Origin of the sequence: Winogradskyella ursingii (assembly GCF_013403975.1) — a bacterium.
Taxonomy (GTDB): Bacteria; Bacteroidota; Bacteroidia; order Flavobacteriales; family Flavobacteriaceae; genus Winogradskyella; species Winogradskyella ursingii.
The window spans coordinates 181,747-199,261 of the sequence record NZ_JABFDH010000001.1 but is presented as its reverse complement, the minus strand read 5'-3'; the positions used below and the strand labels follow the sequence as shown (position 1 = coordinate 199,261).

Sequence of the window (17,515 nt, the reverse complement as noted above, 5' to 3'; positions counted from 1 at the left end):
TTTAATATGCTTTAATTTTAAATTTCATAATTACCAAAGTATGTTTTATGTTTTTCGTTATCACCGAAAATAGACATTATTGCTGGTTGCCCATTAAGCTTGGCTTCATTCATAAGTTCACTAAATTGGACTTTATCGTCACCGCTCATTGCCAATCCATAGTTTATAGGATGACTATGCCATTCGCCTAAATATTTGAGGTTATCATTGGTCGTATTGCTTATAATTTCAAGCTTTTCACATACACCTTTTATGCCCCGTATAAATAAAGTTGGTTTTTCAATACTATCTTTAGGTGCTAGAATTGTATTGGTCACATAGACCTTCTTGTAGAAGTTATCAATAGCACCTACTAAAATACCACCCGTTTCATTGGGTAACTTGTCAATTCTGAATTTTGATATTTTGTTTAGAGTGCTCTCGTTGAAAAATATCGTCCAGCCATTAATTTTTTCTTCAAACCAATCATCTACCAAAAAAGTATAGTGATTAATAGAACTGGACTCGTCCATTTTCCAAATATCAATTGAGGCATCATCATTATTTAATTTTTTCTTGAATGCTTTGGATGCGATACCTGAAAAAATAGCAAGGTTCTCTTGGGGGATTTTTGAGGTGATATCTCTACAACCACGTGCATATCTAATTTTTTTATCTTGCTCAAAGGCCAAGTGTTGCGACAAACTGGTATCTGCTAGTAACTCTTTATAATACTGGATTTCCAACAAATCTAAAGGATAATAGCTTTCGTTGTCTTCCGTAAGCATAACTAAATCGCTACCCATAGGGTTTAGGAACGAAGAAAACTTTCTTACCGTCTTTATTTCGTTTGCCAAGTATCTTTCTACACCTATAGATGTTGACATATCGAGGATGACATCTGATTTAAGAAGTGTTGATTTCTCGACATCATAAATATTTTTTGGAAGAGGCTTAGAAAAATTACAGTCATTCAAAAGGCTGTTAGCTTGTTTTGAAATGGCTTCTGCCTTGTTTACTGTAATTTGGTTTTCAATATCTGTTGAAGCGTGTCTTATAAAATTGTGTGGAAGTAAAATATCCTTATCTATGAGATTCCATTGACCAAAACCACTTCGAGCAAGATTCATAAAAAACTGAGAGCCTAAAGCACCAAGGCCAATAAGTGAGAACTTGGATTCTGACCACTTTTTATCGATTCCGCTATAATTTTTAGCCAATGTTTTGTTTAAGCTCAAGTGTGGGCTTAAAATTTCAATATTAATTGATGAAAGTTTGCTTTCACTTAGGTTTTGTTCTATTTCGAATACACTATTAAGATTAACAACCGTTCTACCAAAAATAGTTGACAACTCACTAATCGTAGCATTAATTTTAAACCCGGCTAAAGTTGGCTCAGAATTCTTGGAATCCCTTAAAACGGGAATTTCCACAATTAAAAAAACTATTCCTTTCCAAAAATCCCCGTTGATTTTATGCGACAACCCACCATTTACTAATTCAATGATTTTTGGTTTTAAAAGTTTAAGTAAGTCGATATCTTTCGATTTAAACAATTCGCTCAAGGCATATAGGTTATCGACTCTTTGGTGTACAACACCATTATCCAAAGGCGGTGTTGCAATAAATAACCTATGGATTGGCGTACCAAGAGAACTGTTTGTGGTTTTGTAAAAACCACTTGGCAATTGTTTGATGTAATTATTGTTGGGGTCAACTATAATCCCATTACTTCCAATGACAAAAGGTTCCAAAGGTTGGTCTTCCTGGTGTAGCTCATCTCTTGCGGTAAGTTCTAACCAGTTTTTAATAGATTGTAGAAAATAAGAACCAGACCATTGGTGTTTTAGCTCTTCAAAATTATCTTCAAATATACAAAGACTTACAGGTCTTTCGTCTTTAGTTATGTTTGTATGAGGTAATCCAAGCGGGAAATCATCCCTTAATGCAAAAACCTTGGGCAATTCTTGAGTGCTGCCAGCAGTTATTATAACTATCATTTCTTCCTGCCTAATATCATTTATTGGGTTATTAGGAATGTCAGGTAGAAAATTCAGAAATAAAAACTCATCATTATCGCTGCCCTGCAATAATTCAAAGAGTGTTACAGTTCCACCAAAAGCATCGATTGAAGATGTTATTTGTTTTGATTTCTCATTTTTAAGCTCTTCAATCTTTACTTTTTCGGTTGATGGGTTTGTGTAATCTTGCTTCATACTTATCCTGCTCTTCCTGCCCTTGATGGTTTACTTAGACCAGAACTTATTGCAGCTGCTGAAGCTTTAATTAATGTTGCGCCATAATCATCTATTTCAAAAACAATAGGTTTTTTAAAATCATCATAGAATTTTTGTGTGTTTTTAAAATTGCTATCACCTACAACATTGGTGTATTCTGTTTTTGCAGGGTAGTGAGGCGGATTGTCTTTGTCATTTACAACTTTCTTTGAAGTAGCCACAACCTTAGCCCCTGTGAGACTATAGTTTAAAATGTCAATCGAGGTTTGTTTTGGTTCAGAATTGTCAATACCCTTGTCATCGTCCTTATAAGGTGTATCGTTGAAAAATGTCCAAGAGCAATGATGTGGTGTTTGGAAAATATCCCATTCCAAAGCATCTTTGTTGTCATTTTTTTCTGATTTTTCTTTAATCGTTGCCCAGCGATAGTGGTCTGCATCACCACCGTGTAATATTCTACACGAAAAATCACTTCCGTTGCTTTTGTAGAACCGTGCTTGATAAACAATACTGGACATATTTCTGTCCTCTTTTGCATTGCAGTCAATTACGTCTGCTTTGAATGGTGCGTGTATAAAAAACTCAAAATTCTTTAGACCAGTATCGTTAATTTGTGTTACTGTGCTGCCTGGTATATGTTGTGGAACATTGGTAAACTCGTTATTGTCGTCATACCCAATTAGGACTAACCTGTTTCCACGCTCATCTTTAGATCTGTCATTATTTTTGTATAGATTTCTTCTTCGCCTCACCTCTTTTCTTATTACACCAGCATCTGAATCATCAGATATATTGTTGTCGCCAAGTATATACTCGTTGACCCACAATTCGTCAATGATTATTTTATCATCGTCATCATCATAGGAACTGATTTTTCCAGTATGAAAGTGTTTTTTGAAATTTAAGCAATGGTCGTTGTCGTGGTGTGTCAAGATGAATAAATCCGTGTAGGGCTTGTCATCTCTTGTGTCCAGTTCTTCTATGAGGTTCTTTTTTACATCATAAATGCCATCTTTAACCTCTCGTATATTGCAATCTGTTATAATATTTGCATTGCTGATCTTGAAAAGTGAAGTGTCACCGTTACCAACAGGATAATATTTTGCTTTGTTCTTTCCCATATTTTTATTTTTTTAACATTTTATTTACAAATTCTGCGCCAATCTGGTATAAATATCAATGATGACAAATTGGCTGTTTTTTCAATTTTAATTATGGTAGTCTTTTCTTAAAAAAACTACCATAATGAAGCCTCTAATTAGATTGCTCTAACATAGAAGCAATGCCACGTATAACAACAAGGGTTGCAATACCAAAGACAATGGCTTTAGCTACATCACCTTTAACATTTACACAATTATTCTTGTGGCATAAACTAAGTTTCCCTTTAGAGAAATTAATACTATTCATAAAAATGAATTTTAAGATTAAACAATATCCATTCAGAGCTGTGGATTTCCGCTCATTTTTTATGCTTTTTAATTAAAAGCCTTTGTAACATCAATTTTTTTATATTGTGCCTTCAATCTTATATGCTTGCTTCTTTATCTTTTTTGCCACTCGATGGCAAATTTTTTCAATCCGCAAGCATATTATTATCAGAACACCAATCTATATGGATAAATTGAGCAAAGAGGTGGCCGATGTGTTTAGCAGCTACACCGTTGACCAATTAAATAGCCTCGTCTTAAGAATGAGAGCCTTTGCCAAGAAAAAACTTGGCGACTATAACGATAATCACGATGGACAACAAAAATTGGATTTTGTATTCAACGTTTTTCAGAAAGCGCTTAACGATATAAGGAAATGGGATAAAGACAAGTGTGATTTTGAGAATTTCCTTTTCGGTGTTCTGAAAAGTGAGATTAGTGCGTATCACGAAAAAGTAAAAAGACGAAAACCACCCGAAGAAGAGGACGGTTCAGAAGAATCCTACATCCTCGATATACCCGTTTTTTCAGAGGAAGTTGGCCAAGACGACCTATCGTTTAATGAGATTGACAACAAAAAACTAAAAGAAAACTATGTTACATTACTTAAAGACTCAGGGGCATCGGACTTAGAGATGCTAATATTTGAATGTTGGTGTGAGGACATTTACAAACCAAGCGATATAGCAGGTTTCTTGGAAGTGGAAACCACCGAAGTTTACAGCGCCTTAAAAAGGCTTGAAAGAAGAAAAAGCAAACTAAACAGTCAAGTAAAATGAGCAATTTAAAAAATAAAATAGATAAGGGAATTACAGAATTTTATCTGAATTCCGATATAGAATTGATAAAAAAATCCTTAGAGGAAGAGGGTGTGGATGTCGCCAAGGAAAGTGCAGAAATATCCAATTTTTTGAAGCGTTTGAAGTTTACGCAAACCGCTATAGTAACCCAAGAAAACCATCAAGCCTTGCTTGATAGGATTGTGGAAAAGTTTCAAGATGCAATCAATAGAAATATAGAGAAACCAATTGCCACTCTCATAAATTTAGTGGAAACAAAACAAATGTCCGTACAGTTTAGAAACTTAGACAAGTTGACGCCAGAAGAAATAAAGGAAATCATTAAAGGCAAAAATTTGGTTGACTTAATGGACGAATTAGATAATGAAGAATCATAGATATAACAAAGGTTCTGCTGCTGCAAGAGATTTATTGGAAAAGAATGGTTTTGAAAGCCTTTTGGATTTTCCTTTAGAATTATTTGCAAGCGGTCTTGGTGCAACTGTTATCGAGAAACCTTTGCTAAATTCTGATGGGCGAATAATATTTGGTAAAAAGCATACCGTAATTGAAATAAACCAGAACATAGAATTTGAGCAACGAAAGCGATTTACTTTAGCCCACGAAATAGGGCATTTTATACTTCACAAAGGTATTGATATCCATAACGATACTGAAGCTACTACTTCTTGGTTTAACAATAAGGAAAAACAAGCCAAAAATGGACGTGTGGAATACGAAGCCAATCAATTTGCGTCAGAATTATTAATGCCAAGTCATCTTTTCTTTGAGAAACAAAAAGGCAAAAATTTTTCGCCACAATTGCTCAGGGATTTAGCTACGTTTTTCAAAACAAGCATAACATCCATAACCTTTAAATATTTTGAGTTGGGCGACCAACCAATTTGTCTTTTTCACTCTCACAACAAGTCGGTAAGTTATTGGAAACGGCCAGAAGGCTATCCTCATTTTATTGTCGATAGAACAAAACTTGAACCACCAGAAGATTCCGTTGCTATGGAATTCTTTGAAAAGGATAAGATATATTCTAAACACCAATCAAAGCAACAAATTTGGAAATCTACTTGGTTCGATTTAAAGAATTGGGAAGACGATAATGATTACAAATTCTTTGAATACGGCATTATTTCTAATGCACATAATTCCGTATTAAGCGTTGTTTGGGAAGAGTAAATCACTTCCTTTTATCACCAGCACCAGTATCAAAAGCAATTAAATTAAAAAGTTCTCGCATCCGGCTACGAACTCGATTACCATAACGTTCTTCCAATTCCTCAGCATTGAGGTTAGTGGTGGCGTGGGTTTTGATTTTGCGTTTGGTAGTAAGATAGAGCTCGTATCGAGATAGCAATACTTCGCCCATCACGTTCAAATCCTTTCCGTAAAACCTGCCAGCAGGTTCAACACCCAAATCATCAAAACAATAAAATTTGGTGTTACCATATTCTTCGACGGTTTTAAAGCCTAAATAGTTAAAACTGAAAGTCACGTTCCGGCAGGGAATCATTTCGTAAGGACGTTGCAACGGAACTAAATGACGTAGCAATTTCATCAAACTGGTTTTGCCGCAGCCAACTGGTCCGGAAAGTAGAATGCCTTTGTCAATGTCAATGCAATAAGTTTCACAATTATCTTTATCCTTGATAAAGTAGGAACAGAGCTTCAGCAAAATGTCCTTATCCTCATCATAAATCCTGAAGTTTTTGCCGAAAAGCAGTTTCCCTTTGGCATTCAGGTAAATTAAAATTTTTGGAAAATCGTAGAGGACACTTTTGCCATCAAATTTTCCTAGCGAATATTCTACGCCACCTTCGGTTATTTTAGAGGGGTTGTCCATAGTCTTTATTTTTAGTGGTTCGTAAGTTGTCCTTGATTTGGGACGCTTGTTTTTTGTTTAGCTTGTTTTCCTCGTCAAATATTTCGGTTCTGTCCATCCAGTTGATGGCTACGGCTCGCCAATCCCTGATTTCTTTTCCATCGCCAGTTTGCCAATTTCTGGTTTGGTAATGCTCAAAGAATTTTTTTGCTTCATCAGCATCAAAACCTTTTTCTTCAAAAAAAACAAAAACGGCCTGCCAGCCCTTTGGCTGTTTTATATAGTTTTCCTGTTTGATATTGTTTGTTTCAGATACCAATGCTTGTCCATCTTCGGGACGGTGTAGGTTCACAACCTGTCCATTTTTGGGATGGTGGTGTCCCTCAAGCGGTACACTTCTGGGATGGTACTGTTCCGCAAGTTTTTCTAATATGGGATTGTATTGTCCCACAACTGGCTCATTACTTGTTCCAATAATGGCCATCTTAATTTTGCTGCCTTTGTATGGATTGTTAGAAGGAAAATACGAGAGATATTGCCACGAATCCAATTCCACGATACATCTATGGTACGTGGACTTTGAACCTATTTTTGCACAACGCATTACATCTCGTCGGTTTACGTAGAATTCATCCATAAAACGGCAGCTGTTCCATTCTTGGAACAGCGCCATATACAGACTGATATGGGTAGGATTTAGGCGGTCATCAAAATAGAACGATTCAAAAGCCGCATTGAGTAGCTTTATATAGTTCATCGTTAGAGGTCGAACTTGTTCTGCACACGGTTTGCATCCATTACCTTTTGGATTTCCTCGGTATCGTAATAAATGATACCACCAACTTTGGTGTAGGGTATTGTGCCATTTATGCGAAGATTCTGCAATGTGCCAGGACTGACCTGCAATAAGTCCATAACCTCAGAAGATTTGAGGTATTTTTTGAGCTTTCCGCTGGCTTGTCTGGTAAGTAGTTTTTTGATATCATCGAGCAATTCAATTTTGAATTCCCGAAGGTCGTCTGTGGTAATAATACTTGTTGGCATAATAGAACGGTTTTAAAGAAAAGGACTATCATATGATTCAACTTTTTTATTGATAGCCCTTAACCTGATTTGACTTTCGTTCTACAAATTTGAATAGGTTTATTGAGTTTTGTTCACAACCCTATCCCAAGTTGAGTGAAATTTTAACATCTTGATATTTGCTCAGTTTTGAGTGAATTTATATTACCTTTTAAGACTTTCTTCCTTTTAAATTCTATCAATTTTCATTAAAAACTAAAACACCCAAGTTGGTACCAACTTGGGTGTTTTCGATAAGGGTCTAATTGAAAATAAATTAACCTAATATTGATTGTAATTTCCCCATATCTTCACTTACTTTTTTCTCTATAACCCGGGCATAAATTTGAGTAGTGCTAAGTTTCGTATGCCCTAATAATTTTGAAACTGTTTCAATAGGAACACCATTGCTCAGGGTCACCGTTGTCGCAAAGGTATGTCTTGCCATATGAAAGGTCAGGTTTTTATGTATATCACATAGGTCGGCTATTTCTTTGAGGTAACTATTTAGTTTCTGATTGGACAGGTTAGGTAAAAGCTTTCCAGTTTGGTAAGTTCTTGGACTTTCTCTGTATTTTTCTATAAGCTGGGCTGCCTGTTGAAGTAAGGGAATTTTAAATGGAGTACCCGTCTTGACTCTATCTGCCATAATCCAAGGGTTGCCATCAATACCCTTCTTGACGTTGGATTCGGTAAGCCCTGCAATATCAATATATGATATGCCAGTATAGCAACTGAAAACAAACAAATCTCTGACAACAACCAAACGTTCTATAGAAGAGCTTAAGTCCATAATCCTTACAAGTTCATCTTGCGTAAGAAACTCGCGTTCTTTCTTTTCAATCTTCATTTTGAAGTTCACAAAAGGGTCTCTGTCCAACCATTCCATTCTATAGGCCAAGGTGACCATTCTGCGAAGACGTTTGATGTGCTTCATAGCTGTATTGTTCCCGATTTTGGGTTGTCCAGCCTTTGGAATGTACGACCTGAGAAAGTTTTCAAAACCTATAATAAATCCATAGTTTAAGTCAGACAAGGTGATATCGTTCTTTTTGAATTCCTTTTTAATAAAAGAGGTCATATACCGTTGACTTGTTTTATACTGACCAAGGGTATTTCTGTGTAGTTTATGTTGCATCTTTTCGTTGTAGTAGGCAATAAGGTCCAAAAAAGAGTAGGAAGTTTTCGATTCGCCCAAAAACCGCTCTTTAATGGTTTGGGAGGTAAAAGGAATATTTTCTGATTTTAGTTGCTCATAAGTCCTATAGATTTCCGATTGGATTTCATTGAGGTAATTGTTTAGTACGCAAGTAACTTTACCAGAACCGTTCGCTCTTTGTGTTTTTGCATTCCACGTTGATACATTGACCTTTCTTTTGAGGCTAATGTTGACACGTTGACCATTTAAAGTGATTCGTAGATAGAGGTTTGTCTGGTTATTTACTGCACGGGCAGCATATATCCAGAACAGGATTGAAAATGTTGATGAAGTACGCATAGTTGTCGTCTTTAATGATTAAACATTGATGGACGAAAGTCAAATCAACTATACCAATTATGAGTAAGTTACATTAATCTGTCAACATTTTTGCAATAAGAAAAGATATGTTGACGATTTGTGACCTTTTAAAAGCAAATCATATCAAATTCTATGAATGCCTTAAAATTATAAAACCTTGTAAATCATAAGATTTACAAGGTTTTGAGGGATTTTGATTTCCCATTAAGCGGTCTGGACGGGACTCGAACCCGCGACCTTCGCCGTGACAGGGCGACATTCTAACCAACTGAACTACCAGACCGTTGCTTAATTGCGAGGGCAAATATACGTTGCATTTTTAATTCAGCAAACAAAAATTGCTAAAAAAATTATTTTTTAAAGCATCTTTTGACGCTCAATCATATATGTAGTGAGTATGTGATTAAAACCTGCATTAATATTGGCTTCGACGTACTTAATTCGATATTGGCCGCATTTCAACTTCAAGTTTTCAAAATACTCTTTAACAGCTTTTTCGTAATTGTCCTTGATATTATCTGCATATAAGTTGATGTATTCGCCTGTCTCAACGTCAATAAAACGTTTTGGTCTATTATCAAAATTGAAAGTCAATTCTTTTTCTTTATCGAACACATGAAACAGAACCACCTCATGTTTATTATGCTTTAAATGCCGCAGTGCTTCAAATAGCTTTTCATCATCCTCTGAAGTTTGAAACATATCTGTAAATACAAAAATCAATGATCTACGATGAATTTTCTCAGCAATCTGGTGCAAATACTTGTATGTTTCAGTGGTTGATGTTTCAGGTTTAGATACTACAGCTTCACTTAGTTGGTTCAACAACATTCTATGATGGCGTTCACTTCCTTTTTCAGGTGAATAAAAATCATACGTGTCGCTGTAGATACTCAAACCAACAGCATCACGTTGTTTTTTTAGGATGTGCATCAACGACGCACTTGCCAAAGCCGAAAATGCAATTTTATTAAGGTTATCGATAGAAGTTCCCGCAGAATCGGGATAATGCATTGAGCTACTATTGTCTAAGATAATATGACAACGCAGATTAGTTTCCTCATCATAACGCTTTGTGTATAAACGGTCTGTCTTAGCATAGAGTTTCCAATCAATATGTTTTGTACTTTCTCCTTGATTGTAAATTTTATGTTCAGCAAATTCTGCTGAAAATCCATGAAATGGACTTTTGTGCATACCAGCGATAAAACCCTCGACGACTTGCCTTGCGAGTAATTCTAGGTTTTTAAAACCTCCTGCTTTGTTGAGTTCTTGTTGTATGTCCATCTCATCTTAGCCTTCTTACTTCGACTGCGTTCAGAACAGATTCGGGAAGCAATTAGCAACTTGTATTTATAGTTTATTATTTGTCGCATAAAGCATATTAGAAATACAATCTTACTAAAAAGTGAGATTTCTCGACAATGCTCGAAATGACAGAATATCTTAATTTAAAATAGAGTTGAAACTAAAAAAGGTTCACCATAATGGCAAACCTTTTATCATTTCTTTTAGAGCTTACTCTAATTATTGATTATAAAAGTGCATCAATCGCTTCAGCGTATGCATTTTTAGGTGCTACACCAACTTGACGACCAACAACTTCACCGTCCTTAAAAATCAATACGGTTGGAATATTTCTAACACCATATTTAGCAGCAAATTCTTGGTTTGCATCGACATCAATCTTACCCACAACGGCTTTTCCGTCGTATTCCGTGCTAATTTCGTCAATAATTGGCCCAACCATACGGCAAGGTCCGCACCATGCTGCCCAAAAATCTACCATTACTGGCTTATCGCTCTTTAATACTGTTTCTTCAAAAGTTGCATCTGTTATTTCTAATGCCATAATATTTAGTTTTATTGTATTCTACTTCATTTACACAAAATTAGTCAAAAATTCTGCCAAACCTTACAATGGCAGTATTTGATTTGTTTATTGCCATATTGACGGATTTAATCTCGGCCCAACCACAGCATTTCTACAAACTCGGTGAAAAAAGATTTATCAATTTAACTTATACCGTACATCATGCTCTTTTAACTCGTTCAATAATTCTTGCGAAATTTTTACCTTATTCTTACGGCTTGGCATCTGCACTTTTATTTTTTCAGCATTGTCGTACACTACAAAATTTAAAGTTTTACTGCCTTCGTGAATTTTTATTAAATCGTACAAAATGGAAATTGTATCTTTTTCCAAATCCCTAATATTCAATTGTATCGATAGTTTTTTCGCATAGGTTTCCATTACGTCATGCAATAGTTGAAAATTATTAAACTGAATCCTCGGATCACCTTTTTTCCCTGTGTCTCTATTTACCCAACCCTCTTTAATGTATGCTCTCACATATACAAATGAGTTTACCACAAAGAAATGTCTGAACTTGAGATAGTCCTCACCGAAAATTCTAAACTCAAAACTATCGGTATAATCTTCAATAGTGAATAATGCCCAACCTCTGCCCTGTTTGCTTACGCGATGCTGTACGTCGGTAACCACACCACCAAAGGTAATTTCACGATTGACGATAGCTTCCAAATTATTAAAATGCGCAATAGTGCCGTTGCAAAAACTCTTCATTTCAATTTGAAAATCATCCAACGGATGACCCGAAATATAAATTCCAACCACCTCCTTTTCACGAGATAATTTTTCCATCGTTCCCCAATCTTCGCATGGTGGCACCACAGGCTCTGCAATTTGCACATCACTCGCTTCACCAAATAAACTCACTTGCGCTGAATTTTCATTTTCCTGATGCTTGGCACCATATTTTACAGCTTTTTCCAAAAATGTAATACCATCACCGTCATGTGCAAAATATTGTGCGCGATGTGTGTTCGGCCAACAATCAAATCCACCTGCATTAGCCAATCCTTCAAAAGCTTTTTTGTTAGCTGCTCGTAAATCAATGCGCTTTGCCAAATCGAAAATAGACTTGTAATTCCCATTTTCTTTTCGGTTTTCGACAATGGTTTTTACGGCTCCATGTCCTACTCCTTTTATGGCTCCCATTCCAAAACGAACTGCATTGTCTTTGTTCACCGAAAATTTATAGTAACTCTCATTTACACTTGGTCCTAAAACCGGTAAGCGCATCCTTTTACATTCTTCCATAAAGAAGGTTACGGATTTTATGTCGTTCATGTTATTGGACAGTACCGCAGCCATATATTCTGCTGGATAATGGGCTTTTAAATAGGCTGTTTGGTAGGCAATCCATGCATAACATGTTGAGTGCGATTTGTTAAAGGCATAACTCGCAAAGGCTTCCCAATCTTTCCATATTTTTTCCAATTTATCTTTGTCAAGTCCTTTTGCACCAGCTTGTTCAATGAATTTTGGTTTCATTTTATCCAAAACCGCAATCTGTTTTTTACCCATCGCTTTTCTCAAAACATCAGCTTCACCTTTTGTGAAATCAGCTAATTTTTGAGATAACAGCATCACTTGCTCTTGGTAAACCGTAATGCCGTACGTTTCCTTAAGGTATTCTTCCATTTCTGGCAAATCGTAAACAATCTCTTCATCACCATGCTTACGCGCAATAAAGCTTGGAATATATTCCATAGGACCTGGGCGGTAGAGAGCGTTCATTGCAATTAAATCATCAAAAACCGTTGGCTTCAGATTCTTCATGTGTTTTTGCATGCCAGGCGATTCATATTGAAACACACCAACTGTTTCACCACGCTGGAATAACTCGTAGGTTTTTTCATCATCGAGCGGAAAATTCTCTGGGTCAAGCGTAATATCGTGTTTTGCTTTTACGATTTTCACCGTGTCTTTGATTAAAGTCAGCGTTTTTAATCCCAAGAAATCCATTTTTAACAACCCTGCACTTTCCACCACAGAGTTATCAAATTGTGTCACATACAAATCAGAATCCTTTGCTACGGAAACTGGCACATAATTAGTAATATCGCCTGGTGTAATTATAACACCACAGGCATGAATTCCTGTATTTCTAACAGAACCTTCCAAAATACGTGCTTGGTTAACGGTTTCGGCTTGTAAATCTTCACCGTCTGAAATATTCAGCAATTCGTTTACTTTTTCTAAATCCTCGGAACGGAATTTTTTTGCCAATTGCTTTTCATCCAGACCAAAAATCTTACCGAGTTTGGACATTGTAGGAATTAATTTAGCAATCCTATCCGCATCACCTAATGGTAAATCCAGCACACGCGCTGTATCTCTTATTGAGGATTTTGCTGCCATTGTTCCGTAAGTGATAATTTGTGCCACTTGATTGGATCCGTATTTGTCAATTACGTATTGCATAACCCGACCACGACCTTCATCGTCAAAATCAATATCAATATCAGGCATACTCACACGATCTGGATTGAGAAAACGCTCAAAAAGCAAATCGTACTTAATCGGGTCTATATTAGTAATCCATAAACAATATGCAACCACCGAACCAGCTGCCGAACCACGACCAGGACCAACAGAAACATCCATGTTTCGGGCTTCCCGGATAAAGTCTTCAACAATCAAAAAGTAACCTGGATAGCCAGTATTTTCAATAACACTCAATTCAAAATCGAGGCGTTCTTTTATATCATCCGTAATTTCGCCATAACGCTTTTTTGCACCTTCGTAAGTGAGGTGTTTTAGATAGGCGTTTTCTCCTCGTTTGCCACCATCGGCTTCGTCTTCTTCAAATTTAAACTCATCAGGAATATCGAAAGCAGGCAACAAAACATCTCGTGCTAATTCAAAAGGTTCAATCTTATCAACCACGTCTTGAATGTTGACAATCGCTTCAGGAACATCTCGAAACAATGCTTTCATTTCTTCGGATGATTTAAAGTAATATTCCTGATTTGGAAGTCCATATCGGTAACCTCGCCCTCGACCAATCGGAGTCGCTTGCTTTTCTCCATCTTTTACACAGAGTAAAATATCATGCGCGTTAGCATTTTCTTGTTCTACATAGTAGGTGTTGTTTGTAGCAACAAGCTTTACATCGTGCTTTTGCGCAAATTGAATCAAAACAGGGTTTACACGGTTTTCATCTTCCTGATCGTGACGCATGAGCTCGATATACAAATCATCTTGAAAGGTATCTTTCCACCAAATCAAAGCTTCTTCGGCTTGGTTTTCACCTACATTCAATACTTTACTAGGAACTTCACCATACAGATTTCCAGTGAGACAGATTAAATCTTCTTTGTATTTTTCGATTAGTTTTTTATCAATTCGAGGTACGTAATAGAAGCCATCCGTAAAAGCAGCCGAAGAAAGTTTTGCTAAGTTATGATACCCCTTTTTATTTTTAGCCAAAAGCACAATTTGGTAACCATTGTCTTTTCGTGTTTTGTCCTCGTGGTTTTCGCACACAAAAAACTCACAACCGATGATTGGCTTTATGAGTTGCCCTGTTTTTGCTTCTCCATTTTCCTCAGCTTCTTGGTGCTTCGCTTTTATACTTTTGTTATGATTGGAAACGGCACTTACAAAATGAAATGCCCCCATCATATTGCCATGATCGGTTAACGCAACGGCTGGCATATTTTCTTTTGCCGCAGCATTGACCAAATCCTTAATGCTAATCGTCGATTGCAAGATCGAAAACTGCGAATGGTTATGTAAATGCACAAAATCTACATCAGCTAATTGCTTGGCAGCTTCCTTGTTAACTTTAGTAGGAACGGCTTGTATCTGTTCTTTCTGCAGTCTGGCGTTTATCTTTGCACTCGCCTTTTTAAGGTTAATGTGTTTTAGGCCTATCAACTGAATTTCAGACGGATTTTCTTTTGAAAACTTCTCGAAATAATCAGGCTGGACATCGAGTTGTTCTGTGGTGTATTCCTGGCGGCGAATCAGTTCCAAAAAGCATCGCGTTGTAGCCTCAACATCGGCTGTGGCGTTGTGCGCTTCAGCAAATGGTTTATTAAATAAAAATTGATGCAGTTCCGTTAGCGTTGGAAGCTTAAATTTACCGTAACGACCACCGGCTATCTTACATAATTCTGCCGTATGTTCGGTACAAGTGTCTAACACTGGAAGTTCCTGAAGTGGATTAGCGACTTCTTCTCGCACAAATTCCGCTCCCATAATATTTAAGTCGAACTTTACATTTTGACCGACTACAAATTTGGTTCTAGATAACGCTTCGTTGAATTTCTCTAACACCTCGGAGAGTGACACTCCCTGTTCTTGAGCCAGTTCGGTAGAAATACCATGAATTTTCTCAGCATCATAAGGAATGTTGAAACCGTCTGGCTGTACCAAATAATCTTGATGGTCTATACAATTGCCCATAGCGTCGTGCAATTGCCAAGCAATTTGTATGCATCGTGGCCAATTGTCCGTGTCTGTAATTGGTGCGTCCCAACGCTTTGGTAATCCTGTGGTTTCGGTGTCGAATATTAAATACATTCTTTGTATTGAATTGTTTGTCATTAAATGTTCTCTTGCAATCCCGATAGTTATTGGGAGCTAAGTCGCAAAGTGGAAACGGAGTGCTCTGAAAACCTAAACTGTAACGTTGAGCATAGTCGTAATGTTTTGAAAGTAAATTTTTCTCTGTAAATCTGTTCTTTTCGAAGTTTCTCGACTACGCTCGAAATGACAGAATAGCAACTAAAATTTAGCCCATAAAATTACGTAGAATTTGTACTTTTTTAAAGTGAAGTTATCATGAGTTTTGAACATAAAAAAACCACGCGATATGCGTGGTCTTTCAAAATTATATATAGCTAGTTTAGGATACTAACTCTTCGTGTACTTTCTCTGTATTAATCGCTGCTTGAATAGCATTTTTGTGCTTTACTAACAACGCATCAATACTTGGCGGAAGATTTCTTTCTTTGAGCAAATCGTTATACACTTCCAAGCTCGCTTCTTCTCCTTTTATGGTTTCTTCAATAATTGCTTCTTCGTTATTTGAAGAAAAGGTTGATTTCAGATTCATCCAGTTTCTATGCATCGTGCCTTTAAAACTTCCTGAATCTTCTGGCAATTCACCATATTGCAGAATTTCAGTTCTCAATTCTTTAGCGAATTCGCTTCTTTCCGAAGCCATTCTTTTAAAGAACATTTTTACTCTTTTACTATCTACATTATCAATAGCATTAAGATACCCTTTTTCGGCATCGTAATTTTTTACTAATAATTCGTTTAACTTATTTGAAATTTCTTCTGTATACTTCATAATTCTTGTTCATTTTAATTTCAATAATTTCTTTTGCGATGCTTATCGTTTGACATCAATATAATATAATGTTTAAGTAGAGGAAATTCGAATGAATTAACATCTTTAACATAGGCTTAAAGGTCTTTAACAGAAAAAGAAATTATAAAATATTGGAACGCGCTTTTACGGTGCTATTCTGGCGTCACACCATTTGTAATTAAAGGAACTTTGAAGAAAACCCCATTTGTAAAGCCTATGGAATTAAGACCTGTCTCATCAAAAGCAAGAAATCTGAATGATCCTGTAAATCGAGAATTGGTGCCTCCTATTTCTTCGATAATGATTTCACCGAGTTCTGGATATAAGGATACGCTTTCGTCAGGTCTATTATTTGTAGAAAAACGAGTACCGAAAGCATCAATGTATTCTGCTTCGATTTCATTTGTTTCGCCAGTGACAAAAGTACCTTCTATGACTTGTGGTATACGCAGATTAACAGTTTCGATATTGTTGCTTCCTGTTATAGTCAATTCTCCGCTACTATTTACAGTGGCCGAAAAATCATCGGCTCTCCAAAGTAGATTTTGTCGATCGCCCTGAAACGCAGGTGAGTTGAATTCAACTTCATCACCACAGCTCAAAAATAGAAGGCTTGTTACGAATAAAAGAAAGATTTTTTTCATCTGCAATATCTCGTTTAATCAGCGTTTCAAATATAACGAAACGGAAATGCCAAAAGTATAATAATTTTCAGAAGTATATAAGATGTAGATTAAGTGTTGAGAATGAAAATTTTATAGTATCTTTGCGCCCTCATTAATAACAGAGGTCGAGAACCTCACTAATTAATTATTATGCCTGTAAAAATCAGATTACAAAGACACGGTAAAAAAGGGAAACCTTACTACTGGATCGTAGCAGCGGATTCCCGCGCTAAAAGAGATGGTAAATACTTAGAGAAACTAGGTGCTTACAATCCTAACACTAATCCTGCAACTATCGAATTGGATGTTGACGGAGCGGTAACATGGTTACAAAATGGTGCGCAACCAACTGACACAGCAAAAGCAATTTTATCTTACAAAGGTGCAATGCTAAAGAACCATTTAGCTGGTGGAGTTAGAAAAGGAGCGTTAACCGAAGAAGAAGCTGAAAAGAAATTTAACGCTTGGTTAGAAGAAAAAACTTCTAAAATTGAAGCAAAATCTGACGGACTTTCTAAAGCGGATGCAGATGCTAGAGCAAAAGCTCTAGAAGCTGAAAAAGCTGTAAACGAAGCTCGTATTGCTGCAAATGCCCCAGTTGTAGAAGAAGAAACTGCTGAAGCTGCAACTGAAGAAGCAAAAGCCTCTAACGAAGAAGAGTAAAAAAATTAATTTTTATACTTTTAACCCTGACGTTTATCGTCAGGGTTTTTTTGTGAATTAGTATTTTTAAAAAAATCGCAATTGAACTTATCCGGATGAAGAAAAGGATCTCATAACATATATTGATTAAAGCAAATCCTGAATCAAATTC

Annotated in this window: 15 protein-coding genes and 1 tRNA gene; 4 read left to right on the top strand and 12 right to left on the bottom strand. The window is 36.4% G+C overall.

Features of this window, described 5'->3' with window-relative positions:
* Nucleotides 1–17 precede the first annotated feature (17 nt).
* Entirely contained in the window at nucleotides 18–2,195 is a 2,178-nt protein-coding gene (locus HM983_RS00930) for a ThiF family adenylyltransferase (protein WP_179343366.1), read from the bottom strand.
* Between the two features lie 2 nt (nucleotides 2,196–2,197).
* Nucleotides 2,198–3,337, bottom strand: a complete 1,140-nt coding sequence (locus HM983_RS00925) for a cobyric acid synthase CobQ (RefSeq protein ID WP_179343365.1) — start codon at nucleotides 3,335–3,337, stop codon at nucleotides 2,198–2,200.
* A gap of 494 nt (nucleotides 3,338–3,831) precedes the next feature.
* On the opposite strand from HM983_RS00925, the gene HM983_RS00920 reads away from it, so the two are divergent.
* The 3 genes from HM983_RS00920 to HM983_RS00910 are packed head-to-tail and all read left to right on the top strand — an operon-like array spanning nucleotide 3,832 to nucleotide 5,619.
* Nucleotides 3,832–4,425: a hypothetical protein gene (locus HM983_RS00920; protein WP_179343363.1), complete on the top strand. Its 594-nt coding sequence runs from the start codon at nucleotides 3,832–3,834 to the stop codon at nucleotides 4,423–4,425.
* A complete protein-coding gene (locus tag HM983_RS00915; protein WP_179343361.1) occupies nucleotides 4,422–4,823 on the top strand; it encodes a hypothetical protein in 402 nt (133 codons plus the stop codon). The genes HM983_RS00920 and HM983_RS00915 overlap by 4 nt, the downstream gene beginning before the upstream one ends.
* The gene (locus HM983_RS00910; protein ID WP_179343359.1) at nucleotides 4,810–5,619 is read left to right on the top strand and encodes an ImmA/IrrE family metallo-endopeptidase; all 810 of its coding nucleotides are present in this window, start codon (nucleotides 4,810–4,812) and stop codon (nucleotides 5,617–5,619) included. Before HM983_RS00915 ends, HM983_RS00910 begins: the two co-directional genes overlap by 14 nt.
* Nucleotide 5,620: 1 nt before the next feature.
* Here the strand turns inward: HM983_RS00910 and HM983_RS00905 are convergent, their stop codons facing one another.
* The 10 genes from HM983_RS00905 to HM983_RS00860 all read right to left on the bottom strand — a co-directional run bounded on the left by HM983_RS00905 (nucleotide 5,621) and on the right by HM983_RS00860 (nucleotide 16,680).
* Nucleotides 5,621–6,283, bottom strand: a complete 663-nt coding sequence (locus HM983_RS00905; RefSeq protein ID WP_179343358.1) for an ATPase — start codon at nucleotides 6,281–6,283, stop codon at nucleotides 5,621–5,623.
* Entirely contained in the window at nucleotides 6,267–7,019 is a 753-nt protein-coding gene (locus HM983_RS00900; protein ID WP_179343356.1) for a hypothetical protein, read from the bottom strand. Before HM983_RS00900 ends, HM983_RS00905 begins: the two co-directional genes overlap by 17 nt.
* Before the next feature lie 2 nt (nucleotides 7,020–7,021).
* The gene (locus tag HM983_RS00895) at nucleotides 7,022–7,306 is read right to left on the bottom strand and encodes a helix-turn-helix domain-containing protein (RefSeq protein ID WP_179343355.1); all 285 of its coding nucleotides are present in this window, start codon (nucleotides 7,304–7,306) and stop codon (nucleotides 7,022–7,024) included.
* Nucleotides 7,307–7,601: 295 nt separating this feature from the next.
* Complete coding sequence (locus HM983_RS00890) at nucleotides 7,602–8,822, bottom strand: site-specific integrase (protein WP_179343354.1); 1,221 nt, start codon at nucleotides 8,820–8,822, stop codon at nucleotides 7,602–7,604.
* A 230-nt stretch (nucleotides 8,823–9,052) separates the two neighbouring features.
* Nucleotides 9,053–9,126, bottom strand: a tRNA-Asp gene (locus HM983_RS00885).
* Nucleotides 9,127–9,200: 74 nt separating this feature from the next.
* Nucleotides 9,201–10,130 carry a DUF58 domain-containing protein gene (locus tag HM983_RS00880; RefSeq protein WP_179343353.1) on the bottom strand — a complete coding sequence of 310 codons (930 nt, stop codon included), beginning with the start codon at nucleotides 10,128–10,130 and terminating at the stop codon, nucleotides 9,201–9,203.
* Between the two features lie 247 nt (nucleotides 10,131–10,377).
* Nucleotides 10,378–10,695: a thioredoxin gene (trxA, locus tag HM983_RS00875; protein WP_179343352.1), complete on the bottom strand. Its 318-nt coding sequence runs from the start codon at nucleotides 10,693–10,695 to the stop codon at nucleotides 10,378–10,380.
* A 159-nt stretch (nucleotides 10,696–10,854) separates the two neighbouring features.
* Complete coding sequence (gene dnaE / locus HM983_RS00870) at nucleotides 10,855–15,240, bottom strand: DNA polymerase III subunit alpha (RefSeq protein WP_179343351.1); 4,386 nt, start codon at nucleotides 15,238–15,240, stop codon at nucleotides 10,855–10,857.
* Nucleotides 15,241–15,565: 325 nt separating this feature from the next.
* Nucleotides 15,566–16,015, bottom strand: coding sequence for a ferritin-like domain-containing protein (locus tag HM983_RS00865; protein ID WP_179343350.1), 450 nt, complete (start codon nucleotides 16,013–16,015; stop codon nucleotides 15,566–15,568).
* Between the two features lie 173 nt (nucleotides 16,016–16,188).
* Nucleotides 16,189–16,680 (bottom strand): DUF6252 family protein, encoded by a 492-nt coding sequence (locus HM983_RS00860; RefSeq protein ID WP_179343349.1) that lies wholly within the window; start codon nucleotides 16,678–16,680, stop codon nucleotides 16,189–16,191.
* Nucleotides 16,681–16,851: 171 nt separating this feature from the next.
* On the opposite strand from HM983_RS00860, the gene HM983_RS00855 reads away from it, so the two are divergent.
* The gene (locus HM983_RS00855) at nucleotides 16,852–17,364 is read left to right on the top strand and encodes a 30S ribosomal protein S16 (protein WP_179343348.1); all 513 of its coding nucleotides are present in this window, start codon (nucleotides 16,852–16,854) and stop codon (nucleotides 17,362–17,364) included.
* Nucleotides 17,365–17,515 lie beyond the last annotated feature (151 nt).